Here is a 23711-nt window from a genome sequence, read left to right on the forward strand (position 1 = left end):
CGGCGCTACGGCTCTTCCTCACGACCCTTGATCCAGGTCAGGCGGTTTGCGCCGACTTCACCAGCAGACGCTTGGCCAGCGATCCGTGCAGCCTGCCGATGCCGCGGGCCACATGCAGGGTCACGAACAGCAGCACGAATCCACCGACGAACAGCACCGGCAAGCCCCAGTAGGGCACGTTCGTGTACAGCACGTCGTTCTGGAGATTGATCAGGGTCCATCCGTCCACGCTCATGCCCACGTCGGCGAACCCGGTCCACACCAGCACCGGCGCGGCGATCGAGGCCAGCGACGTCACGATCAGCACCGTCGCCAGGGTGAAGTAGAAGATCCCCAGCGGCAGCATCAGCACGAAGTACAGCATCGTGCTCCACATGCGCGGATCGGTGAACAGCTCCTTGATGCGTTCCATCAGCGGCAGGCTGCGATCGGCATACAGCGGCCTGCGCGGCATGCGCTCGCCGAGCATGACTTCCACCAACCGGCCCTCGACCAGCGACAGGATCCGGACCGATCCGAAGAACAGGATCAGCAGCGGGATGCCGATGATCGTGATCGACAGGCCGAGCGAAAGCGACAGGCCGGTCACCACCCACACGAAATAGAAGATGCCGGTGGCCAGCGCCAGCACCATGTAGAACAGCGACGCGTAGGTGCGCGGATCCGCGACCACGCCGAAGAAGCGCCCGAGTGCGGACTTGCGCCGCGGCGGCGCCGGCGGCCGCAGCGCGGTCTGCACCTTCACCTCGGTATCGCGATAGATGTCGGCGACCTCATCCGGCGCGCCGTAGCTCGACGCGACCGCGGCGATGACCTCGGCCTGGGACTTGCCCGGGTTCTCGGCCAGTTCCGAGCGCAGGTATTCCTCGGCGTCGTAGAGCGCGTCCTGGACCAGGGCGGGGTCCGCGCCGGCCAGCGCCTCGCGCAAGCGATCGAGGTAATCGGGAATGGAGCGCGGAAGCGAAGCGTTCATGCGGAAGTCCCCTGCGGGAGGAGGTCGTTCAGGACCGAATCGACGGAGTCACGGGTGGCACGCCAGGCCGCCGCCCACTCACCCAGGGCGATGCGACCGATCGGCGTGATGCGGTAGTAGCGGCGCGGCGGACCGCTTGTGGAGGGCTCGACGAAGCTGTCCAGCAGCGCGGCGCCCTCCAGGTTACGCAGCACGGGATACAGCGCGCTCTGCTTGCCGGCCAGCACGCCTTCGCCCACCTGCTCCAGACGCTTGGCGATCTGGTAGCCGTACATGGGCTCACGCGCCCCCGCCACCACCGCCAGCAGCACCAGGGACACGGTGCCGGCGCTGAGCTCCTTCTGGAATTTCCTGAGGTGGTTGTCGGACTCGGCCATGGCGCAGGCCCAAAGCTAGGTTGGAGGGAATATTACTACTCAGTTCGATATAGTGAATATGCCACTAGTCACCCTGTCTTGCCGTCCTGCCCACAGGGCCCGCGCTAGGTTCGGAATCCCGCACGGAGTCAAGCCATGCCACGCGGCGACAAATCCGCCTATACCGACAAGCAGAAGCGCCAGGCCGAACACATCGAAGAGGGCTACAAGCGCGAAGGGATCTCCGACGACGAGGCCGAAGCACGCGCCTGGGCCACCGTCAACAAGCAGACCGGCGGCGGCAAGAAGTCGGGTTCGGGCCGCGGACGCTCCAAGGCCGCGACCAAGAAAGCGGCCAGCAAAAGCGCCAAGAAGGCCGCGAAGACGCGTACGGCGAAGAAGGCCGGTAAGCCATACGGGCGCAAGAAGACCGCGGCGAAGAAAACGGCAAAGAAGAGCACCGCGCGCAAATCCACCAGGAAGGTCGCGAAGAAGAAAGTCGCAAAGAAGGCCACGCGCAAAGCGCCAGCCAGGAAGGCCGCACGCAAGACCACCAGGAAGGCGACGCGCAAGGCCGCGAAGAAATCCACCCGCAAGTCGCCTGCAAAGAAAACCGCGCGCAGGGCGACCAAGAAAGCGACGCGCAAGGCAACGAAGACAACTGCGCGCAAGTCGCCGGCCAGGAAGCGGACCGGTTAGACCCCGCGATTGTGTTCCGCGCCTTGCCCTGGCAGGCAGGAGAGGACGCAGATGACCAACAGGCAGGTAGCAACCGGCAAGAAGACGGCAACCAACAACGGCTGGAAAACCTGCAGCCGTGGGCACAAGTACCGTGGCCCGGGTCCCTGTCCGAAGTGCTGGCCAGGCGGCAAGGTGCGGCGAGCCTAGGGCGCGGGCTGCACTACACTCGGCGCACACAACCCGCGGGATTTCCCATGCGCCCTGCCCTGCTCGCCCTCGCCCTGTGCTTCGCCCTGCCGCTGACCCTCGCCGCGCAGGAGTCGGAGAAGCCAAAAACCCGCAGCGCGAAGGAGATCATCGACGCAGCCCCCGCGTCCGCATGGCGCACGCCGGATCCGGCCAACACGCTGTACATGGAACTGGAAGGCGGGCGCGTGGTGATCGAACTGGCGCCCGGCTTCGCCCCCGAACACGTGGCCAACATCAAGACCATGGCCAAGGGCGGTTTCTGGGACGGGCTGAACATCTACCGCTCGCAGGACAACTTCGTCGTGCAGTTCGGGGATCCGGACGGTGACGACGAAACCAAGCGCAAGGCGTTCCCGGCTGGAACCAAGGAAAAGCTGCCCGCCGAATTCACCCGCAACGCGGACGGTGTCGCCTTCCACCGCCTGCCCGACGTGGATGGCTGGGCGCCGGAAGTGGGGTTTGCCGACGGCTTCCCGGCGGCGCGCGATCCCAAGAGCGGGAAGCTGTGGATGACCCACTGCTACGGGATGCTGGGTGCCGGCCGCGGCAATCCGCCGGACAGCAGCATCGGCGCCGAGCTCTACGTCGTCATCGGCCAGGCGCCACGCGCTCTCGACCGGCAACTCACCGCAGTCGGACGCGTGATCAAGGGCATGGACCTGCTCAGCGCCGTGCCGCGCGGCCCCGAGCCGATGGGGTTCTTCGAGGACCCCGGCAAGCGCGTGCCGATCAAGGCGATCCGCCTGGCCAGCGACGTGCCCGAGGCCGAACGCACGTCGATCCAGCTGCTGCGCACCGACAGCGCGGCCTTTCAAGAGGCGACCGAGGCGCGCCGCAATCGCGTCGACGATTTCTATTCCATCCCGGCAGGACACATCGACCTGTGCCTGGTGCCGCTGCCCACTCGCGATCCGGGCGCGAAGGCGGCCGCGAAACCCTGAAGATCGCGGCCTGTGGGAGCGGCCTTGGCCGCGATTGCTCTCGAGTTTCCGGCTTCCGGTGCCTAGGTATTCGCGGCCACGGCCGCTCCCACCAGGGACGGCGCGTCATGCCCGATCGGCGTCGATTTTCGAAACGTCGCGCGTGTCCGGCATCCACAGGTACACCGCCAGCGAACAGGCGATGCAGGCGGTCACGTACCAGTAGAAGCCGGTTTCGTGACCTGCATCCTTGAACCATAGCGCCACGTATTCCGCGGTGCCACCGAACACGGCCACGGTCAGCGCATAGGGCAAGGCCACGCCCAGGGCACGCACCTCGACCGGAAATAGTTCCGCCTTCACCACCGCGTTGATCGCGGTGTAGCCCGAGACGATGGCCAACGCCCCCAGGATCAGCCAGAAGGCGTGCAGGCCGGTGTGGACCTGCTGCAGGGCGGACAGGATCGGCACCGTGAACAGCGTTCCGAGCACACCGAACCCGATCAGCACCGGGCGCCGGCCGATACGATCGGACAACGCTCCGACGACCGGCTGCAGCAGCATGTACACGAACAGCGTGCCGGCGTTGACCAGCGACGCCGTCGATTTGTCGATGCCGGCGCTGTTGACCATGAATTTGTGCACATAGGTCGTAAACGTATAAAACGCCAACGTGCCGCCCATGGTCAGGCCGATCACGGTCAGCACCGCGCGCGGATGCTTCAGCAGCTCGCGCAGCGTCCCCTGGCGGCGCTGGTGCAACGCTGACGTGTCTGCCTCGCTGGACGCGAACGACTCGGTTTCGCGCATGTTGCGCCGCAGCCACAGCGCGCTGAGCGCGGCCAGCGCGCCGATCACGAATGGGATCCGCCAGCCCCAGGCTTCCAGCTGTTCCGGCGTGAGCAGCCATTGCTGCAGCACGATCAACACGCCCAGCGCCAGCAGGTGGCCCATGACCAGGGTCACGTATTGGAAGCTGGACCAGAAGCCGCGGTGCTCGCGGGTGGCCATCTCGCTCAGGTAGGTGGCCGATGCGCCGTATTCGCCGCCCACACTCAGGCCCTGCAACAGCCGTGCCAGCACCAGCAGCGCCGGCGCGGCGACGCCGATGCTGGCGTAGCCGGGGGTGAACGCGATCATCAGAGAGCCGCCGCACATCATCATGACCGACAGCACCAGCGCGGCCTTGCGCCCGTGCCGGTCCGCGTAGCGGCCGAGCACCCAGCCGCCCAGCGGGCGCATCAGGAATCCCACCGCGAAGATCGCCGCCGTATTCAGCAGCTGCGCGGTGTCGTCGCCCTTGGGAAAGAACGCCTTGGCGAAATACAGCGAGAACGCGGCATAGGCGTACCAGTCGTACCACTCCACCAGGTTGCCGACCGAACCGCTGAAGATCGAACGCAGCCGATGCGGCACCTCGGGCGCGGAATGATGTGCTCGATCCATGCGCCGGATTCTATCCGGCCCGCGCGCGCAGACACGACGCATCGGCGGGCATCTCGCGCATCATCACGCACGCTTAGCCTGCGCCTGCATAGCCTGAGGTCGCCCTCCCCCGAACCAACACGAGATGTGCCATGCCCATGATGCGGATGCGCGTGACCGCCAGCGAAGACAACACCCGCGCGATCATCAACCTGCTGCAAAGCCTGGAGGGAATCGAGCACGTCGAGGAAATCCAGGACCTGATGCCGCACATGGACGACGACGATTCCAGCTCCGCCGGCCTGACCGACGACCAGGGACCGGGTTTCCACGTGCTGGAGATCGAAGCCCCCAACGACGCCACCGCCCGCAAGGTGCGCGAAGCGGCCGAAGCGCTCGCCTTCGACCTGGACGCGATGGTGGAGTTCGAGGAAGAGGACGAGTAGCGCCGACCGCCGCCGTCGCGTCCAGAAGCCTGTCGATGCCTCGCGGGAAAACCGCCTACGGGATCGCCTTGATCGCAGCGAGCACCGCCGGCTGCAGCGTGCGGATCTTCGGATCCTGACTATTCCCGGCTTGCAGGTAGATGTTCTGCAGCAGGCCGCTCAGGTCGTGCCTGCGCGCCAGCCAGGCGACGTTGCGGTAGGCCTGTTTGGCATCGCCGATCCTGGGCACCAGGGCGGCGAACCAGGCAGCCCATTCTGCGTCCGAATGCAGGCCGCGCTGGGCCACGAACAGAACCGGTCGCGCCAGGCGCTCCGGCTCGCCGAATACGTAGGCGTGTCCGGAAGCGGGCACCGCCTGCGCGATCACCGCTGCGAGGATGCGATCGGCCTGGGCACGGTCGAGCGCGGGATTCAACGCCAGCTGCATCAGCCAGTCGGCACCATGTGCCACGCCGTGGCGCCAGCCCTGCACGTCGTCGTAGCCGCGATAGTCGCGCACGCCCTCGACGTAGGCCGCGGCCTTGTCGACCATCGCGGCGCGCTCGGCCACCGACATCCACGGCTTGATGCGATCGGTCCGCGCCACTTCGGACAGCACCAACGCGGCGAAGGGGCGCGCGTAGCCTTCGCCTTCCGGACCATCGAGCAGGCCATACAGCCGGTCGCGGAGCGCGCCCACCTGGGCGGCATCGAAGGCGTCGGCGCGCATCCACTGGCTCAGCGCTTCGAAGGCGATGCCGTCGCGCAGCTCCGGATCGGGATCGCCGAGGCATCCGACCAGCGCCTGGGCGAGTTCACGCCTGCGCGCAGGGTCGGCCACCGCGAACCCGTTCTTCTTGAGCGCCTGCAGCGCCGGCTTGTCGTATCCCGGTGGCGGGCAGGCCATCGCTGGCGCCGCCGCAAGCATGAGCAGCACAATCAACATCAACCGCATGATGTTCCCCCCGGAGTTGCGACGCGCGGTATTGTCAGACGCTGGCGCCGTCGTAAGGAATCACTTTCAGGCTGGCCAGGTCCACGTCCGGCAGGCAACGCACGTTGACCATGGTCATCGCCTTGCCGTCTCGGCCCTTGCCCTCGCTGAAGGGCGAGATGCCGCAGGTGAGGCAGAAATGGTGGTCGATCAGGTGCCTGTTGAACTTGTAGGTGCCCATGTCCGCCTCGGGCGTCTTCAGGGTCAGGGCCTCGCGCGGGAATGCCGCGAGCAGCGCGCCCTTGCGCCGGCACATGGAGCAGTTGCAGTCGATCACATCGCCAACCTCGCCCTCCAGCGTGAATGCGATGCGTCCGCAGTGACAGCTACCTTCATGCGTCATGATCCTGCTCCGGTTGCGATCCGGGCCGGAGCATAGCGCAGCGCGGCATGCGCGCTGGCGGCAGGCCGACTATCCTTGCCCCTCCCCCTGCTGCCGGATCCCCGAATGCGCGTCCGCCCGTTCGCTGTCGCACTCATGACCGCCGCCCTGACCCCCGCCACCCTGATGTCGTGCAAGCCCTCCTCCCCGCCCGCCGATGGCGCGCAGCCGCCGGCCGCCGACGCGGGCCCCTCCTCCACGCAGACCGACACCGCGTTCGCTGCGCTATCGAAACGCTTCCTCGACGAAGGCCTGGCGCTCAATCCGGTTTCGGCCACCCAGATCGGCGAACACCGCCATGACAGCGAAATCGACGACCTGAGCGAGGCCGGGCGCAACAAGGCGATCGCGTGGAACAAGGCGATGCTGGCCGAGCTCGGCAAACTCGACATCCAGGCGCTCTCGCGCGAGAACCAGGTCGACGCGCTGATCATGCGCAACAACCTGGAAGGCAGCCTCTGGGATTCGGAAACCATGCAGAGCTGGGCCTGGGATCCGCAGGTCTACAGCGGGCTGGCTGGCGGCGCGATCTACAACCTGATGGCGCGCGAGTTCGCCCCCATGCCGGAGCGCCTGAAATCCGCAACCGCGCGCATGGAGAAGCTGCCCGCCCTGCTGGCGCAGGCGCGCGAAAACCTGGACCCCGCGCGCGTGCCGAAAACGCACGCGGAAACGGTGGCCAAACAGAACAAGGGCGTGCTCAGCCTGATCGACACGTTCATCACCCCGAATGCGGGGCAACTCACCGGGGAGGACCGCAAGCGCATGGATGCGGCGATCGAAACCACGCGCAAGGCGGTGGAGGAACACCAGCAGTGGCTGGACGGGACCCTGGTACCGAACGCCAAGGGCGAGTTCCGCATCGGCGCCGAGCGCTACGACCAGAAGCTCAAGTTCTCATTGAATTCGTCTCTCTCGCGCGCGGAAATCAAGCAGCGGGCCGAGGCCGAGCTCAAGCGCGTGCGCGAGGAGATGTACAAGGTTGCGCAGACCGTGTTGAAGGACAAGCCCGGCGCGCCCGAACTGCCCGACGCGCCGACGCCGGACCAGCAGCAGAAGGCGATCGAAGCAGCGCTCGAGCTGGCCTATGCCGACAAGCCCGGCCGCGAGGAAGTGGTCGACTTCGCCAAGCACACCCTCGACGTGGCGACGAAGTTCACCCACGAGAAGGACCTGGTCACCGTTCCCGATGACCCGGTGAAGATCATCCTGATGCCCGAGTTCCAGCGCGGCGTTTCGGTGGCGTACTGCGATTCACCCGGTCCGCTCGACAAGGGCCTGGACACCTACTACGCGATCTCGCCGATTCCCGAGGACTGGACCGACACCCAGGTCTATTCGTTCCTGCGCGAGTACAACAAGCGTCTGATCCACGTGCTCACCATCCACGAGGCGATGCCTGGGCACTACCTGGAGGGCGTACATTCGTCCAAGTTCCCCTCCACCCTGCGTGCGGTGCTGCGTTCGGGCGTGTTCGCCGAAGGCTGGGCGGTCTACACCGAGCGGATGATGGCCGACGCCGGCTACATGGACAACGATCCGCTGTTCCGGCTGATGCAGCTGAAGTTCTACGCACGCGCCGTGGCCAATGCCATCCTCGACCAGGGCCTGCACGTGGACAACTGGACCAAGGAACAGGCCATGGACCTGATGGTCAAGCAGACCTTCCAGCAGGAGCGCGAGGCCGAAGGCAAGTGGGTGCGCGCGCAGCTGTCCTCGGGCCAGCTGGCGACCTACTTCGTCGGCGCGCAGGAGCACTTCGACACGCGCAAGGCGTGGGAGGCGAAGCTGGGCGACAAGTTCGACCTGAAGCAGTACCACGACAAGGTGCTCTCCTATGGCGCGCCGCCGGTACGGTTCGTGCGCCAGCTGATGCTTCAAGAGCCCATTCAATGATGCTGAGTTGGAAACGATTCCTCTTCATCTAGGAGATTCGCGCATGGCTTCGACCATCATTCCCTGCCTGCGTTACCGCGACGCGCTGCACATGGTCGACTGGCTGTGCGAAGCATTCGGCTTCGAGAAGCAGGCCGTCTACGCCGACGGCGATACGGTGCACCACGCGCAGCTGACCTATGGCGACGGCATGATCATGCTCGGCTCGTCCGGCGGCGACAGCGAATGGGGCAAGCTCATTGCGGACCTGGAGGACACCGGTCGCCGCGAGACCCAGAGCCCCTGCGTCATCGTGGCCGATGCCGATGCCCATTACGCGCGGGCCAAGGCCGCAGGCGCGCAGATCGCGATCGAGATCGCCGACCAGGGATACGGTGGCCGCGGCTACGCCTGCCGCGATCCGGAAGGCCATCTGTGGTGGTTCGGCAGCTACGATCCATGGCAGGACACCGCGCAGGCATGAGCCCTCGCACGACAGAACCGGAAGAATGGGTCGATCGCTCGGTGCCGCCGGTCGCGGGCATCCGGGTCGGCATCGGCGGCTGGACCTTCGCGCCGTGGCGCAACAACTTCTATCCGAAGGGGCTGGTGCAGCGCCGCGAGCTGGAATACGCCAGCCGGCACCTGTCTGCGATCGAGATCAACGGCACCTATTACGGCGCGCAGAAGCCGGCGACCTACGGCAAGTGGCGCGACGAAACCCCGCCGGGCTTCGTGTTCTCGGCCAAGGCGCCGATGCGGATCATGCAGTCGCGTGCGCTGGAAAAGACCGGTCCGCAGATCGAGGATTTCGTCGGCGGCATCGTCGAACTGGGTGATCGTCTGGGTCCACTGGTCTGGCAGTTCGACAAGGGTCAGCGCCTGGAACGCGCGGGCTTTGCCGCCTTCGTCGAGCTGCTGCCCAAAACCTGGGACGGCAGGCCGCTGCGGCATGTGGTGGACGTGCGCGACCCGGCCTTCGTCGATGCGTGGTTGATCGGCCTTGCCCGCCAGCACGGCATCGCCACGGTGTTCACCGATTCCGAAGAACATCCTTCGTTCGCCGAAGTCACCGCCGACTTCGTCTACGCGCGCCTGATGCGGGCGCGGGCCGCAACGCCCACCGGATATCCGCAAGCTGAGCTGGCGCAATGGGCAGCCCGCGCGCACCTGTGGGCATCGGGAAGCGAGCCGGACGACCTGCCGAAGACCGTCGCCGGACCGGCACCTGACGCGGCGCAGCGGGATGTCTTCATCTATTTCATCAGTGCCGCCAAGGAGCGCAATCCGGCTGCGGCGATGGCGCTCACCAGGATGCTGTAGATCGTCGGTCCGCCCTGCGCGAGAGGGGCGCACACACGCCTTCCGGCACTGTCCGCTCACGTCCACTTAGCCAATCCTGCGGCAAGGTCGCGATTTCCAGCCACGAGGAGCAAGCCATGGCCACCCGTCGCCGCTTCCTGTCCGATTCCGCCTGGTCCGCCGCTGCGCTGACGCTTGCGCCGCTGGTTGCCTGCAGCCAGGAACCGCCACCCGCCGTCCCTGCGCCGCCGCCGGCCGAGCCAAAAGCAGCGGCTGCGCCAGCGACCGCCGGTGCGCTGATCATGCGCACGATCCCGTCCAGCGGCGAGCAGATCCCGGCGATCGGCGTAGGAACGTCCGGTAGCTACGAAGTCCCGATGGATTCGCCGGAATTCGCGGCGCTGAAGGACGTGCTCAAGGTGTTCTTCGCCGGCGGCGGCCGCGCGATCGATACCTCGCCCAACTACTCCAACGCCGAGGATGTGGTCGGCGCCTTGCTCAAGGAAGGTGGCTGGCGCCAGCAGTGCTTCCTGGCCACGAAACTGGCGGCCGACGACCGCGATGCGCTGGAACGGCAGTGGGCCGATTCCATGCGCCGGCTGCAGACCGACACGGTGGAACTGCTGCAGGTGCACAACCTGCGCAACATCGGACAGGCGTTGCCGTACGCGCGCGAACTCAAGCAAGCCGGCAAGACCAAGTACATCGGCCTGACCCACTACGTCGAAAGCGGCCATGCCGACCTGGCGCGCCTGATGCGCGCGGAGAAGCCCGATTGGGTGCAGATCAACTATTCGGTCGCCGCGCCGCAGGCGGCGAAGACCATCTTTCCGATCGCACAGGAGCTGGGCATCGCGGTGATGGTCAACCGCGCCTTCGACGACGGCAAACTGTTCTCGGTCGCCGGCGACAGGCCGCTGCCGGATTGGGCCGCGGAAATGCAGGTCACTTCGTGGGCGCAGATGTTCCTGCGTTTCGTGCTGAGCCATCCGGCAGTGACGGTGGTGATTCCGGCGACGGGCAAACCCGAACGCCAGGCCGACAATCTGAAGGGCGGGGCCGGTCCGCTGCTCAGCCAGGCGCAGCAGGATGAGCTGGTGAAGATGTTCGCGTGAGACCGGGAACACTGCGTGTGAACCCTGAGTGGCCATCCCCGCGCAGAGCTTGCCTCCCGCGAAAGCGGGTGCGGAAATCCCATGCTGATGTATCGGAAATCAACACCAACCCGTTTAAGGGCGTAGAGCGGTTTCGCCTGCCGGCGAGTTCCTTTTCTTTGCTGGTGCAAAGAAAAGTAACCAAAAGAAAGCACCTTCCTCGACAGATCGCTCAAGGCGTGTGGGTGGCGAAGGAATTTTCGGACTCGGCCTCCTGCCTCGGTCCGAAAACGGCGGCCATCCATGGCCCATCGTTGGCGGCTACTGCGGGACTGCGAAAGTCAAGGCGCGGAATCTGGATCATCAGATTGCGCTCCGTCTCACCGGCTCGATTCTCAGCCTTTGACGTTCTCGATACTGCGTATGCGACCCGCATCCAGACACCCGGAGGGCGGCCGGCATGGATGCCGGCCGTTTTCGGATCGAGCCATGGATGGCGAGTCCGAAAATGGCGATGGGTTCCGGCCGGCTTGAATGAAGTGGATCCACCTGGGTGCTTTCTTTGGTTACTTTCTTTGCACCAGCAAAGAAAGTAACTCGCCGCAAGGCGAAAGCTCTACACCCCCCGTTCCGAAGGACGAACAATCTTGCGCAAGAGCGCTACCACCGTGACGACCAACCGCGACAGCCAGACCGCCACCGTTACCGGCGGCCATCTTCCAGGGGAAGTTCCATGCGCCGCTGGCTGACGCGCCTGTTCAATCTGCACGACGAGGAAGTCGCACCGGTCGCAGCCGGATTCCTGCTGTTCTTCCTGCTATTCGCCGGCTATTTCATGCTGCGACCAGTGCGCGAGACGATGGGCATCACCGGCGGGGTTGACAACCTGCAGTGGCTTTTCACCGGCACGTTCGTGGCCACGCTCGCGGCGATGCCATTGTTCGGCTGGGTGGCGGCGCGGGTCCAGCGCCGGCGCATCCTGTACTGGGTGTTCGGATTCTTCGCCGCGAACCTGCTGCTGTTCGCGTTCGGCTTCCTGGCGCGGCCGGACGAGGTGTGGCTGGCGCGTACGTTCTACGTCTGGCTGTCGGTGTTCAACATGATCGCCATCTCGGTGGCGTGGAGCGTGCTGGTCGACCTGTTCGCGGTGGCGCAGGCCAAGCGGCTGTTTGCGCTGATGGCTGCGGGCGCCAGTGCCGGCGGCCTGGTCGGCCCGCTGCTGGGCGTGGCCCTGGTGCGGCCGATCGGACATGCGGGGCTGCTCTTCCTGTCCGCCGCCCTGCTGCTGGCGGCGGCGTTCTCGGCCCGCATCGTGCAGCGCTGGCGCGACGCGCGGCCGCTGCACCCCGACCAGATCGCGATGCGTCGCCGCGCCCTGGGCGGCAGCCCGCTTGCCGGCGCCGCCGACGTGCTGCGTTCGCCGTTCATGCTCGGCATCGCCCTGTTCGTGGTGCTGCTGGCCAGCGTCACCACCTTCCTGTATTTCGAGCAGGCGCGGCTGGTCGAAGCCGCATTTCCGGACAAGACCCGCCAGACCCAGGTCTTCGGCACGATCGATGCGATCGTGCAGGCGATCGCGATCCTGACGCAGCTGTTCCTGACCGGGCGCATCGCGCAGCGGCTGGGAATCGGCGTGCTGCTGGTTGCGGTGCCGCTGGCGGCCGCGGCCGGCTTCCTGTGGCTGGCGCTGGCGCCCACGTTCGCGGTGTTCGTGGTGGTGATGGTCATCCGCCGCGCGGGCGAATACGCCTTCGTGCGGCCCGGTCGGGAAATGCTGTGGACCGCGGTCTCCGACAGCGCCAAGTACAAGGCCAAGAACTTCGTCGACACGGTGGTGTATCGCGGCGCGGACGCCGTCAGCAGCTGGGTGAAGGCGGGCGTGGACATGCTGGCCTCGCAGCCGGCGATCGCCATGTTGATCGGCGCCGGCATCGCGCTGGTCTGGGCCGCGAACGGCAGGGCGCTGGCGAGGGCGCATCGAACGATCGCGGAGAAACCGGCCTCGCCCGTGTAGGAGTTTGCGACCCCACGGCGCGGGCATCGCCGATAATCCGCGCATGCCCACGCCCGAAGCCCGCCGCGCCCAGCTGCAGATCCACCTGTGCGTCCTGCTGTGGGGATTCACCGCGATCCTGGGCAAGCTGATCACCCTGCCCGCCCTGCCGCTGGTGTGGTGGCGCATGCTGCTGGTGGTGGTTGCGGTCGCCCTGCTGCCGCGGTTCTGGCGCGGCCTGCGCGCCATGCCGCTGCGCATCGGCCTGGCCTATGCGGGCATCGGCATGCTCGTCGCGCTGCATTGGCTCACGTTCTATGGCGCGATCAAACTCGCCAACGCTTCGGTCGCTGCCACCTGCATGGCGCTCGCGACGGTGTTCACGGCGCTGATCGAACCGCTGGTGGTGCGCACCCGGCTGTCGTGGCGCGAACTCGCGCTCGGGATCGGCGTGCTGCCGGGCGTCGCGCTGGTGGTGGGCGGCGTACCCACGGGCTTGCGCGGCGGCATCGCAGTCGGCGTGATGTCGGCGGCTCTGGTTGCGATCTTCGGATCGCTCAACAAGCGTTTCGTGGGGCGCGCCGATCCGCTGACGGTGACCGGCATCGAACTGGGCGCCGGCACCGTGCTCCTGACCCTGCTGGCGCCCGCGATGGCCACGCTGTTTCCCGTGTTCGACGGCCCATTGCTGGAGGTGCCGGGCGCGCGCGACATGGCGTGGCTGCTGGTGCTCGCGCTGGCCTGCACCCTGTTCCCGTTTTCGCTGGCCCTGGTGGCGCTGCGGCACATGAGCGCCTTCGGCGCGCAGATGGCACTGAACCTGGAACCGGTCTACGCAATCGTCCTGGCGATGCTGCTGCTGGGTGAGCAGCGCGACCTGTCGCCACAGTTCTATCTGGGGGTGGCGATCATCCTGCTGGCGGTGTTCGCGCAGCCGCTGCTGGGGCGGCCGCGCAGCCAGGCGCACCTGGAGAACCTGGCGACGGCCGAGGCCAGGCGCGTGGAATAACGCGCTGTGGGCGCGTCAGGCCGTCCGCTCAGCGCCGGCGCCCCGGACCCACCGGATCCCCGTCCGCATCGAATGCCGGCGGATAGTAGAAGTTGAGCGTCTTCAGCACAGTGCGCCCGGTATTGCGCACCTCGTGCCGCTCGCCGCGTTCGATCACCAGCAGGCGTCCCGGCTTCAGCGGCACGCGCACGCCCTCCACCACCGCCACGCCGCTGCCCGACACCACGTACAGCCATTGATCCGCGCCCCGGTGGCGGTTGTTGGCGTCGCCCTCGCTGGCACCGGGTTCGAGCACCATTTCCGCGGCCTGGGCCTTGCGGACATCGAAGGCCACGCGGAAACCGCGGCCGAAGCGCAGTTGCTTGCTTTGCATCGCTCACCTCCGCGCAGGCAGTATCGCGGCATCGCCGTGAAGCCGGCGGCGATTCGTGGCACGCTTGCCGCCCCGCATCTGGCGCCTGCGCATGGTACTCGAGCATTACGGCCTGGCCGAACCGCCGTTCTCGATCACGCCCGACCCGCGCTTCGTATTCCTCAGCGAGCGCCACCGGGACGCACTCGCGCACCTGCTGTTCGGCATCGGCCAGGGCGGCAGCGGCGGTTTTGTGCAGCTCACCGGGGAAGTCGGCACCGGCAAGACCACCCTGAGCCGATTGCTGCTGGAGCAGATTCCCCAGAACACGCGCGTGGCCCTGGTGCTGAACCCGCGCGTATCGGCGATCGAACTGCTGGAAACGATTTGCGAAGAATTGCATATCGACGTCGGCGACAGGCGTGGCAGCGTCAAGGCGTTGATCGACGCGCTCAACGCCTACCTGCTCGACGCCTACGCGCAGGGCCTGCGCGTGGTGGTGGTGATCGACGAGGCGCAGAACCTGTCGGTGGAAGCGCTCGAACAGGTGCGCCTGCTCACCAACCTGGAAACCGACACGCAGAAGCTGCTGCAGATCGTGTTGCTGGGCCAACCGGAGCTGCGCGCGATGCTGGCGCGCGAGGACCTGCGCCAGCTTTCCCAGCGGATCACCGCGCGCTTCCATCTCACGCCGCTGGATGCGGATGAAACCGCGGAGTACCTGCGCCATCGCTATCGCATCGCCGGTGGCCAACGCTTCCCCTTCACCGCGCGCGCGCTCCGGCGTATCCATGCCCGCTCCGGCGGAGTGCCGCGCCTGATCAACGTCATCGCCGAACGCTCGCTGCTGGCCGGCTATGCGCGCGATGCCACCGCCCTGGACGAGCGCATCGTGGACCTGGCCGCGGACGAGGCGTTGCCCGCGCGCACCGGCAGCAGGCGCGTGCCATGGCCCTGGATCGTTGCGGCGGGTGCCGCTGTGCTGGCGCTCGCAGCATGGTGGCGGCCATCGCCACTACCGGCGCCGGCTCCCGCGCCTGCGGCGACGAAAGCGCCCACGCCGTCCGCGGCCGCGGCGATCCGTCCTGCCGCTGTGCCCCGCCTCGAACCGCCAGCACTCGCCGCGCGCCTGCAGGCGGAAGCGCCTTCGCCGCGACCGACGTGGCAACGACTGCTCACGCTGTGGCACCAGCCCGCTGCGGCCATCACCGTCGACGATGCCGGGCGCTGCACGGCCATTGCCGCGGGAGTGCACTGCGCCGCCGGACGCGCACCGCTCGATCGCCTGCTGGCGCTGGATCGCCCGATCCTGCTCGCGTTGCGCGCGCAGGATGGCGCTCCACGCTGGGCCCTGCTGCTGGGTGCGGACGCGCGACGGGCGCGGCTGGGACTGGCGACAGGTACGATCGATATCGACCGGAGCACGCTGCAGACCGTCTGGGATGGCCGCTACTTCGCACTGTGGCTTGGTCCTGCCGAACTGGCGCAACCGCTGCTCCCGGGTGGTACCGGCCCCGGCGTGGCCTGGCTGCGCGAACGACTCAAGCAGCCGGACATCAATCCGCCCCGCTACGACACCGCGCTGGCGTCCGCAGTACGTGGGTTCCAGCAGGCGCGCGGCCTGCCGACCGACGGCGTGGCCGGCTCCGAAACGCTGATCGCGCTGGCCGGCGAAAATTCCGGCCCGCGGTTGCAGCGCGAGCTGTAGGCCTGTGAGCCCCGACCCATGTCCCTGATCCTCGAAGCCCTGCGCAAGTCCGAAGCCGAGCGGCGCCGCGGCCTTCCGCCCGACCTGCACACCGAGCTGCCGCCCACGCCGCTGCGCCGCGGGCGCGCCCTCCCGGGATGGTGGTGGCTGGTGCCGTTGGCTGCAGTGCTCGGGCTGGCTGCGTGGCTGGTGCTGGCGAACCGGAGCCCGGCGCCGATCGCCAGCGTTCCGCCGCCTGCACGAACGGCGACACGGCCGCTCCCTGCCGAGTCACCGACGCCCGAGCCGCTCCCCGCTCGTACGCCCATGCCTGCCAGGCCCGCTGCAGCCGTGGCGACCGCACCCTCCGCAACCGTGGCTGCGCCGCCTGTGCCCGACGTCGGAGACGACGCGCCCACCCGCACCGCGATCCCTGCGCCAGCGCCAGCGTCTCCGCCAACGCCTGCGCCTCCACCCGCCCCCATTGCGCCGGTCGCTCCCGCCGACAGCGGCCGCGTGCTGCTGGTCGGCGAACTGGATGCGGAGACCCGCAATGCATTGCCGCCGCTGAAGCTGAGCATGCACCTGTGGAACGAGGATCCGACACGGAGGTTCGTGATCCTGGACGGACAGCGTCTGGGCGAAGGCGACCGCGTCGGCGAAGCGAGCATTGCCCGGATCGAACCCGATGGCGTTCTTCTTGAGTGGCACGGGCGCCGGGTCCGGGTCCCGGTACGCTGAAGCGGCCGGTCCAGCCGCATTCCAGCGCGGGTGGAGGGGCCGAGCATCCAACGTGAATCACAGCTGATGCTGCGGCGTGGAACGGGTACGGATCGAGGCCGCGAAGTAACCTTTCTGCTGCGGACGTCGTATACCCATATGAAGCCACAGGCAGAGACTCGCCGTGCGACCCGCCCTAGCCCCTCCTCTTCACTCCCCAGGCCGTCGCCGTTTCCTCACCGGCGCTGCCTTGTCGCTCAGTGCGCTGGCATTGGGCTGCAGCCGCGACAGCGTCGCCGCGTCGGGCGCACCCAGGGCGCTGCCCGAATCGGTGGAGATCGTCGAATTTTCCAATGACGGCAAACGCGTGCGCGTCGCCACCGTGCCGACGGTGGTCAAAAGCGATGCCGAATGGCGTCGGCAGCTTTCCCCGCTCGCCTACCAGGTCACGCGCCACGAGGGGACCGAACGCGCCTTCAGCGGGGAGCTGCTCAAGGTGCACGGGAAAGGCGTGTTCCGCTGCATCTGCTGCGACACGGCGTTGTTCGATTCGAAGACCAAGTTCGAATCGGGAACCGGGTGGCCAAGTTTCTGGAAACCGATCGCGCGCCAGAACGTGGTGGAGCGTCGCGACACCAGTTACGGCATGACACGCACGGAAGTGGCCTGCGCACGCTGCGACGCTCACCTGGGCCACGTGTTCGACGATGGTCCCGAACCGACCGGTCTGCGCTACTGCATGAACTCCGTATCGCTTCGCTTCGCCAAGGCCGCCTGAGGCCGCCTCACTATTCCGCTGGAGATCCCCATGCACATCGGCACCCTTCGCGTCGCCCTGCTCGCCTTCGCACTGGTCGCCGCCAGTGCCTGCAGCCCGGGCCAAGCCAACGGCCAGAAGGCCGCGACATTGCCGGATCCGCAGTCCGATGCGGACGTGCCCGACGACACGACTGGCAAGCCGGCGGTCGCGGTATTCGCCGGCGGCTGCTTCTGGGGCGTGGAGGCTGTCTTCGAACAGCTCAAGGGTGTCGGCCAGGTCACCTCGGGATATGCGGGCGGCAGTACCCGGCCGCCGGTGAATTACGACGATGTCAGCAGGGGCCGCACGGGCTATGCCGAAGCCGTGCGGGTCGAATACGACCCCTCGGTCATCAGCTACGGCCAGCTGCTGAAGGTGTTCTTCTCGGTCGCGCACGATCCCACCCAGCGCAACCGCCAGGGCCCCGATGTCGGCACTCAGTACCGCTCCGCGATCTTCTATGGCAACCCGGAGCAGAAACGCGTTGCGCAGGCCTATATCGCGCAGCTCGATGCGGCGAAGGCCTATCCGAAGCCGATCGTCACCCAGGTGGCGCCACTGACGCGCTTCTACCAGGCCGAGGACTACCACCAGGACTACATGCGGCACCACCCGAACGAGCCGTACATCGTCTATCACGACGCCCCGAAGCTGGTGAACCTGAAACGGCAGTTCCCGCAGCTTGTAAAGGGCGAGTAGCGCACAGGTCGGGGCCACAACCCGACGCGCCCCACGAGCCGAGCTTCGTCGGCAACGTAGCGCCGACTACCGCACGCTGTATCCGGCTACGCGCCAGATGCGGTCCTCGTCGAACCGGAACGAGACCAGCTCCCGCACGGGTCCGGGCGACTTCAGGAAGCGGGTCGGCATTGCCACGTTGACGTACATGCCCTGCGGCACCCGCGCTCCGGCCGGGAACTGGGTGCGGCTCACGCCCGGCTCGCCGCGCTCGAGCGGCTTGCCCAGGCGATCGCGATCGCTGCCGACCTGGTTGATGAACTCGTCGCGCGGGACCAGACGCTTCATCACTGCCGACGCGCCATCCCACACCTCACCGGCGCGACCCGCATCGACCAGCGCCACGACCTGCTGCGCCGCATCGGCCATCTCGGCATTCTGCTTCTTCACCGCCGCCTGTTGCTGTGGGCTCAACTGCTGGCCGGAGACCGGCTGGGCGGGCGGCTGCGTGGGGATCTGATGTGCCGGCGCGGGTTGTCCCGCACCTGCGGGTACGGTGGATTCCTGCGCGACGGCAGCGGACGCTGCCAGCCACGTCGCCAGCAGCATGCAATGCAAGACCTTCATCGGGGGTAGGTGTTGCGGGGGCGGACCGAATTCTACCCCTGGGGTGTCCACCATCGCCGCGCGCCGGCGGGCATCATGCGCCTACGCATGTGAGAAACCGTCCATTGGTCCGAATCATGTCTGCGAGCGGCGCGCGGGCGCCGGACCCGCGGACACGGAACAGGCAGGATGGACAGCGTGATGCCCAGGGAAAAAACGGACGCCGGCGCGCGCGAAGCGTTCAGCGACCTGCTCGAACGCCATCGCGCGATCGTGTTCAAGGTGGCCAATACCTACTGTCGGCATCCGGAAGACCGCGCCGACCTGGTACAGGAGATCGCCGCGCAGCTGTGGCGCGCCTGGCCGGGCTACGACCCGGCGCGCAGCTTTACGACCTGGATGTACCGGGTCGCCCTGAACGTGGGGATCGACTTCGTGCGCGGCCATGCCCGGCAACAGCGCCATACGGTGCCACTGGACGAAGACCTGCACAACCTGGCCGACGCCCAGCCGACCGACCACGAAAGTGCGCAGCTGTTGCGCTTGCTGCAGGGTTTCGTGGACCGGCAGCCGCCCCTGGACCGGGCCCTGCTGCTGCTCTATCTCGACGAACGGCCGCAGCGCGAGATCGCGGAGATCCTCGGCATCAGCGAAACCAATGTCTCCACCAAGATCGGACGCCTGAAACAGCGCATCCGCGACGAACTCTGACCTCTTCACTCATAGACACGACACGATGGACACCACCATGGAACTCGACGACTTCAAAAGCGCCTGGCAGACACTGGACGCACGCCTGTCGCGGCAGGACCGGCTGCAGCTGGAACTGCTGCGCGAACGCAAGCTGGACAACGCGCGTAGGGGGCTGCGATCGCTGGTGTTCGGGCAATGGCTGCAGCTGCTGCTCGGCGTGGGGATCATCGTGCTGGGCGTCGCCTGCTGGTCGCGCAACCTCGACGTGCCGGCCCTGTTCGCATCGGGCGTGCTGCTGCACGCCTTCGGCGTGATCACCGCGGCAATGGCCGGATTGACCCTCGGCCTGGTGGCCACCATCGACTACTCGGCGCCGGTGGTCGTGATCCAGAAGCAGATGGCCCGGCTGTTGCGCTTCCACACCGTGAACTCCAATGTCTGCGGGCTGCCGTGGTGGATCATGTGGGTGATCGTGGTGCTCGGCTTCGCCGGCCTTGGCGATGTCGACCGCAGCCTTCCGACGCCCGCGTGGATCTGGCTGAGCCTGGCCGTCGGCATCGCCGGACTGCTGGGGACCTGGGCGTGGACCGCATGGCGGGCGCGTCGCGGGCCCCTTCCGGATCGCGACATGGCCGACGGCTGCGACGGCATCCGCCGTGGCCGGCGTCTGCTCGACGAGATCGCACGTTTCGAACAGGAATGACGGCCGTGCAACGCATCGACTTCGAACTGGAACGCGACTTCATCGAGCTCAACCAGCTGCTCAAACTGGCCGGCGCCTGCGACAGCGGCGGCGCCGGCAAGCAGCTGGTGGCCACCGGTGCGGTGCGGGTGGATGGCGAAGTCGAACTGCGCAAGACCTGCAAGATCCGCGCCGGGCAGGTGGTGACGACCGGCCAGCTCGAGATCCACGTGCGCGCAGGCTGACGGACGAACGTGCGGAAGAACGGGTAGCGGGCGCCCGCCACAGCTGACTGGTGCCCGGCCACCGGCGCGGCAGCGCATGCCGGGGCGAGTGGCGCTACTGCAGCGAAAGATCGGCCTCGGGCATCGGGGTCTCGTCCGGACACGCCTTGTCCGGGAAGCCGAAGCGCTCGCGCAGCTTGCGGCTGCAGTCGTTCATCGCCTCCACGTGCTGGCCCTGGCGCGCGCAGCTCTGGCCGAACTCGCGCATGAAGCCTTCCTTCCTGCGCACGAAGTCCTGGCCGCAACTGCGCAACAGGGCGATACGTTCCAGATCCTCCTGCACCGCATTGGCACCGGACAGACCGTATTCGCGCAGCTCTTCCTGGGTGAGCATGCGCAGATCGCGGCTGGGCACCGTCATCATCAGGTCGGCAATGGCCAGTGCAGCGCCGTTGCGCTCCAGGTAGTCCTGCAGCTGCTTCTGCACTTCGCGCAGTTCCTTGTTGAGCTCGGCGCGGGTGCTGGCGGTGGAGCTCATGCGGATCATGCGATGGATGCCGACGTCGCCGGAGATCAGCCGGTTGTCGCCCGCCGCCAGGATCAGCACGCAGGCGCTGTGGCACACGGCGCCCTCGCGCACCCACAGCGTCCAGTGCCCGGCGCCGATGGCATCGCCGGCACGGATCGCGTCTTCGACCTGGCCACCCGCCGAATCCAGGTCGAGGATCCGGTTGTCGATTTCCATGCGCTCGGACATGGCGGCTACGCGCTCGACCAGGTCGGCGAAGCCGGCATCGATCTTGCCGCGGTAATGCAGGCGCACCAGACCCTCGTCGCGGCATCGATCCATCGCGTCGAGCACGCTGAAGTACTCCAGGTTCGCCAGCGGCATGCCGTCGCCCAGCTCGTAATCGGTGCTGCAGCTGATATTCGCCTCCCCTTCGCCGACCCGCGCCGCAGGCCAGTGGGTGCCGTCCAGCACGTCCTTGGGCGTGGGCAGAACATCGGTCACGGGGCGCGGAGTACTGATGGCCCCGCTGTCGGCCGTGGTCTTGCCGCGCACTGGAGCGGCCGCGGAAGCCGGCTGCTCGCGCTGACAGCCCACGAGCAGGGCCACAACCAACATCAGTCCCGCGAAAACGGGGATTTGCATCGACTTTCTGGCAAGGACCGGGAGACCGGCCACCAGTCTAGGCGCATTGCCGCGCAAGCGGACGAATCGGCGATGAACCCGCGACCACTCGCTGCCGGATGGCCGCCGGCATGAGCGGGCACGTTTAACATCCCATATCCGCACCTGGAGCGATTGGATCATGTCGATTTGGCTGCTGCTGCCCGCCCTGGCGCTGGTGGCGTGGGGCGTACTCGCATTCAACCGCCTGGTCCGCCTGCGCAACCAGACCCGCACGGCCTGGGCCGACATCGACGTGCAACTGCAACGCCGTCACGACCTGGTGCCGCAGCTGGTCGCCGCGGTGCAGGGCTACGCGGGGCACGAAGCCGCGACGCTGCGCGCGGTCACCGAACTGCGCGCACAGGCAGTCGGTCTGCGCGAGCCGTCACGGCTCGGCGAGGTCGAGGAGGCGCTGGAGCAGGGTCTCGTGCGCCTGCTGGCACTGCAGGAAGCCTATCCGGACCTCAAGGCCAACCAGAATTTCGCCCAGTTGCAGCGCGACCTGGTCGATACCGAGGAACAGCTGCAGTACGCGCGCCGCTTCTACAACGGCGCCGTGCGCGACTACACCGATGCCACCCAGCGCGTGCCCGACGTGCTCGTAGCGAAAGCCGCCGGCTTCGGCGCGATCGAGTTCTTCCAGGCGCAAGCCGACAGCCGCGCCGCGGTGAAAGTGGAGATGGCGCGATGAAAACGTTGCTGACCGCTCTGCTGCTCGTGCTGGCCGCCTGCTGGCATCAGGCGCATGCCCAGGAACGCATCCTGGCCTACGACAGCGAGGTCCAGGTCAATGCCGACGGCAGCCTCGAGGTCGCCGAGCGCATCCGGGTGCGTGCCGAGGGCAGCCAGATCCGGCGCGGGATCTATCGCGACTTTCCCACCCGCTATCGGGATCGCCACGGCAACCGCGTCGTGGTCGGGTTCGAGATGATCGAGGTGCTCCGCAACGGCAGGACCGAGCCCTGGTTCACCGAGAAGCTCGGCAACGGCGTGCGCATCAATACCGGCAACGACGATTTCCTGCCGATCCCGGCCGACTACACCTACACCCTGCGCTACCGCACGACCCGGCAACTGGGCTTTTTCGCCGGACATGACGAGCTGTACTGGAACGCGATCGGCACCGGATGGGCATTTCCGATCGAATCCGGCCAGGTCGACGTGCGCCTTCCGCAGGCGGTGCCCGAAGCGCAGCTGCACGCCGAGGGCTATACCGGCCCGCAGGGCGCGCAGGCGCAGGGCTACCAGGCGCGGATCGTGGCGCCGGGCGCGGCGCAGTGGCGCCTCACCCAGCCGCTGGCGCCCGGGGAAGGCATGACCATCGTGCTCACCTTCCCAAAGGGCATCGTCGCCGCGCCGACCCGGGCGCAGCGGGTCTGGTGGCTGCTCAAGGACAACCGCGGCGTACTGATCGCATTGGCGACGCTGGCCGCGCTGCTCGTGTTCTGCCTGCGCCGCTGGCGTGCGTTGGGGCGCGATCCCCGCGCCGGCATCATCATTGCGCGCTACGACCCGCCACAGGGCTATTCGCCGGCGGCCCTGCGCTTCATCCAGCGCATGGGTCACGACCCGCGCTGCCTGTCCTGCGACCTGCTGGATCTGGCGGTGAAGGGTTTCCTGCGCATCGAGCGCAACAAGGGCCTGCTGAGCGACAGCTGGAAGCTCGTCCGCACCTCGACCGAAGGCGAGCCGCTGCCGAAGTCCGAACGCGCGCTGTTGTCGCTATTCGGCGGCGGCAAGGAAATCGAGCTGAAGAAGACCAACGCAACGCGGCTGCAGGCGGCCGGACAGGCGCAGGCGGCGGCGCTGAAGCAGGATTACGACGGGCGCATGTTCCGGCACAACGGCAAGAGTGTGGCGATGGCCGCGCTCATCGCGGTCGCCGGCTTCGCGCTCGCCATGTTGCTCGGCGGGGGCGGCGGGGTCCTGCTCATCTTCCTCGTCGGCGCGCTCATGGTCGCGACCCTGATCGTGTTCGCGATCCTGGTACGCGCACCGACACCCGAAGGGCGCCAGCTGATGGACGAGATCGCCGGGCTCAAGCTCTATCTGAGCGTGGCCGAACAGGACGAGCTTGCGCGCCTGCCCGGGCCCGACGCGCCGCCCGTGCTGAACGCCGAACGCTACCAGCAGCTGTTGCCCTATGCGGTGGCGCTGGAGGTCGAGGAAGCCTGGACCCGTAAGTTCACCCTCGCGGTCGGCGCTGCGAGTGCGGCCGCTGCCACGGCCGGCATGGCCTGGTATCGCGGCGGCGGCGCGGACAGCCTCGACAGCCTGACGCGCTCGATCGGCAGCGCGTTCACCTCGCAGATCGCGTCGTCATCGACGCCGCCGGGCAGTTCCTCGGGCAGCGGTGGCGGCGGGTCTTCCGGCGGCGGCGGCGGTGGCGGCGGTGGTGGTGGTCGCTGAGCGCTTCCG

Annotated in this window: 26 protein-coding genes; 18 read left to right on the forward strand and 8 right to left on the reverse strand. The window is 67.4% G+C overall.

All coding sequences use genetic code 11. The features are described 5' to 3' along the window. Positions 1-37: 37 nt before the first annotated feature. Positions 38-973: a sensor domain-containing protein gene (locus tag MC380_RS11350; protein ID WP_242164804.1), complete on the reverse strand. Its 936-nt coding sequence runs from the start codon at positions 971-973 to the stop codon at positions 38-40. Beyond that, entirely contained in the window at positions 970-1350 is a 381-nt protein-coding gene (locus MC380_RS11355; RefSeq protein WP_242103132.1) for a PadR family transcriptional regulator, read from the reverse strand. The genes MC380_RS11350 and MC380_RS11355 overlap by 4 nt, the downstream gene beginning before the upstream one ends. Positions 1351-1485: 135 nt before the next feature. Between MC380_RS11355 and MC380_RS11360 the strand changes: the two genes are divergently transcribed. Both MC380_RS11360 and MC380_RS11365 read left to right on the forward strand, forming a co-directional pair. Further along, positions 1486-2028 carry a HupB gene (locus MC380_RS11360; RefSeq protein ID WP_242164806.1) on the forward strand — a complete coding sequence of 181 codons (543 nt, stop codon included), beginning with the start codon at positions 1486-1488 and terminating at the stop codon, positions 2026-2028. 236 nt (positions 2029-2264) lie between these two features. Then, entirely contained in the window at positions 2265-3200 is a 936-nt protein-coding gene (locus MC380_RS11365; protein ID WP_242103129.1) for a peptidylprolyl isomerase, read from the forward strand. A 105-nt stretch (positions 3201-3305) separates the two neighbouring features. On the opposite strand, the gene MC380_RS11370 is transcribed toward MC380_RS11365, so the two are convergent. Beyond that, entirely contained in the window at positions 3306-4625 is a 1320-nt protein-coding gene (locus MC380_RS11370; protein ID WP_242164808.1) for an MFS transporter, read from the reverse strand. Positions 4626-4756: 131 nt separating this feature from the next. Here MC380_RS11370 and MC380_RS11375 point away from each other — a divergent pair, with 131 nt between their 5' ends. Next, positions 4757-5050, forward strand: coding sequence for a hypothetical protein (locus tag MC380_RS11375; protein ID WP_242103127.1), 294 nt, complete (start codon positions 4757-4759; stop codon positions 5048-5050). Positions 5051-5105: 55 nt separating this feature from the next. Here MC380_RS11375 and MC380_RS11380 read toward each other — a convergent pair whose 3' ends face one another. Next, complete coding sequence (locus tag MC380_RS11380) at positions 5106-5984, reverse strand: DUF2785 domain-containing protein (protein ID WP_242164810.1); 879 nt, start codon at positions 5982-5984, stop codon at positions 5106-5108. Positions 5985-6018: 34 nt separating this feature from the next. Further along, entirely contained in the window at positions 6019-6366 is a 348-nt protein-coding gene (locus MC380_RS11385) for a GFA family protein (RefSeq protein WP_242103125.1), read from the reverse strand. Between the two features lie 105 nt (positions 6367-6471). On the opposite strand from MC380_RS11385, the gene MC380_RS11390 reads away from it, so the two are divergent. From MC380_RS11390 to MC380_RS11415, 6 genes are all read left to right on the forward strand, one after another. Then, complete coding sequence (locus MC380_RS11390) at positions 6472-8301, forward strand: DUF885 domain-containing protein (RefSeq protein ID WP_242164811.1); 1830 nt, start codon at positions 6472-6474, stop codon at positions 8299-8301. A 43-nt stretch (positions 8302-8344) separates the two neighbouring features. Continuing rightward, positions 8345-8764, forward strand: coding sequence for a VOC family protein (locus MC380_RS11395; RefSeq protein ID WP_242164813.1), 420 nt, complete (start codon positions 8345-8347; stop codon positions 8762-8764). Next, a complete protein-coding gene (locus MC380_RS11400) occupies positions 8761-9603 on the forward strand; it encodes a DUF72 domain-containing protein (RefSeq protein WP_242164815.1) in 843 nt (280 codons plus the stop codon). The genes MC380_RS11395 and MC380_RS11400 overlap by 4 nt, the downstream gene beginning before the upstream one ends. Before the next feature lie 116 nt (positions 9604-9719). After that, positions 9720-10697: an aldo/keto reductase gene (locus MC380_RS11405; protein WP_242103121.1), complete on the forward strand. Its 978-nt coding sequence runs from the start codon at positions 9720-9722 to the stop codon at positions 10695-10697. A 712-nt stretch (positions 10698-11409) separates the two neighbouring features. Further along, the gene (locus tag MC380_RS11410; RefSeq protein ID WP_242103120.1) at positions 11410-12690 is read left to right on the forward strand and encodes an MFS transporter; all 1281 of its coding nucleotides are present in this window, start codon (positions 11410-11412) and stop codon (positions 12688-12690) included. A 43-nt stretch (positions 12691-12733) separates the two neighbouring features. Continuing rightward, positions 12734-13678 carry a DMT family transporter gene (locus tag MC380_RS11415; RefSeq protein ID WP_242103119.1) on the forward strand — a complete coding sequence of 315 codons (945 nt, stop codon included), beginning with the start codon at positions 12734-12736 and terminating at the stop codon, positions 13676-13678. A gap of 28 nt (positions 13679-13706) precedes the next feature. On the opposite strand, the gene MC380_RS11420 is transcribed toward MC380_RS11415, so the two are convergent. Next, positions 13707-14051, reverse strand: a complete 345-nt coding sequence (locus tag MC380_RS11420) for a cupin domain-containing protein (protein WP_242103118.1) — start codon at positions 14049-14051, stop codon at positions 13707-13709. 91 nt (positions 14052-14142) lie between these two features. Between MC380_RS11420 and MC380_RS11425 the strand changes: the two genes are divergently transcribed. The 4 genes from MC380_RS11425 (at position 14143) to msrA (ending at position 17935) form a co-directional block, all read left to right on the forward strand. Beyond that, entirely contained in the window at positions 14143-15738 is a 1596-nt protein-coding gene (locus MC380_RS11425) for an ExeA family protein (protein WP_242103117.1), read from the forward strand. 18 nt (positions 15739-15756) lie between these two features. Next, positions 15757-16458, forward strand: a complete 702-nt coding sequence (locus MC380_RS17935) for a general secretion pathway protein GspB (RefSeq protein ID WP_277929420.1) — start codon at positions 15757-15759, stop codon at positions 16456-16458. Positions 16459-16687: 229 nt separating this feature from the next. Continuing rightward, the gene (msrB, locus tag MC380_RS11440; protein ID WP_242164817.1) at positions 16688-17215 is read left to right on the forward strand and encodes a peptide-methionine (R)-S-oxide reductase MsrB; all 528 of its coding nucleotides are present in this window, start codon (positions 16688-16690) and stop codon (positions 17213-17215) included. Between the two features lie 30 nt (positions 17216-17245). Further along, entirely contained in the window at positions 17246-17935 is a 690-nt protein-coding gene (gene msrA, locus MC380_RS11445) for a peptide-methionine (S)-S-oxide reductase MsrA (protein ID WP_242164819.1), read from the forward strand. 66 nt (positions 17936-18001) lie between these two features. On the opposite strand, the gene MC380_RS11450 is transcribed toward msrA, so the two are convergent. Further along, complete coding sequence (locus MC380_RS11450) at positions 18002-18541, reverse strand: DUF4019 domain-containing protein (RefSeq protein ID WP_242164821.1); 540 nt, start codon at positions 18539-18541, stop codon at positions 18002-18004. A gap of 180 nt (positions 18542-18721) precedes the next feature. Here MC380_RS11450 and MC380_RS11455 point away from each other — a divergent pair, with 180 nt between their 5' ends. From MC380_RS11455 to MC380_RS11465, 3 genes are read left to right on the forward strand one after another with little or no spacing between them, the layout of a single operon-like run. Continuing rightward, complete coding sequence (locus MC380_RS11455) at positions 18722-19231, forward strand: sigma-70 family RNA polymerase sigma factor (protein ID WP_242164823.1); 510 nt, start codon at positions 18722-18724, stop codon at positions 19229-19231. Positions 19232-19256: 25 nt separating this feature from the next. Further along, on the forward strand, positions 19257-19916 hold the full coding sequence (locus MC380_RS11460) for a serine/threonine protein kinase (RefSeq protein ID WP_242164826.1): 660 nt from the start codon (positions 19257-19259) through the stop codon (positions 19914-19916). 5 nt (positions 19917-19921) lie between these two features. After that, on the forward strand, positions 19922-20140 hold the full coding sequence (locus tag MC380_RS11465) for an RNA-binding S4 domain-containing protein (protein ID WP_242103111.1): 219 nt from the start codon (positions 19922-19924) through the stop codon (positions 20138-20140). Positions 20141-20234: 94 nt separating this feature from the next. Here the strand turns inward: MC380_RS11465 and MC380_RS11470 are convergent, their stop codons facing one another. Beyond that, positions 20235-21272, reverse strand: a complete 1038-nt coding sequence (locus tag MC380_RS11470; protein ID WP_242103110.1) for a hypothetical protein — start codon at positions 21270-21272, stop codon at positions 20235-20237. 160 nt (positions 21273-21432) lie between these two features. On the opposite strand from MC380_RS11470, the gene MC380_RS11475 reads away from it, so the two are divergent. Beyond that, positions 21433-21984 carry a LemA family protein gene (locus MC380_RS11475; RefSeq protein WP_242103109.1) on the forward strand — a complete coding sequence of 184 codons (552 nt, stop codon included), beginning with the start codon at positions 21433-21435 and terminating at the stop codon, positions 21982-21984. After that, complete coding sequence (locus MC380_RS11480; protein WP_242164827.1) at positions 21981-23702, forward strand: DUF2207 domain-containing protein; 1722 nt, start codon at positions 21981-21983, stop codon at positions 23700-23702. The genes MC380_RS11475 and MC380_RS11480 overlap by 4 nt, the downstream gene beginning before the upstream one ends. The last annotated feature ends 9 nt before the right edge of the window (positions 23703-23711 follow it).

The sequence above is a fragment of the Lysobacter sp. M15 genome, from assembly GCF_022662515.1.
GTDB lineage: Bacteria > Pseudomonadota > Gammaproteobacteria > Xanthomonadales > Xanthomonadaceae > JAKPBU01.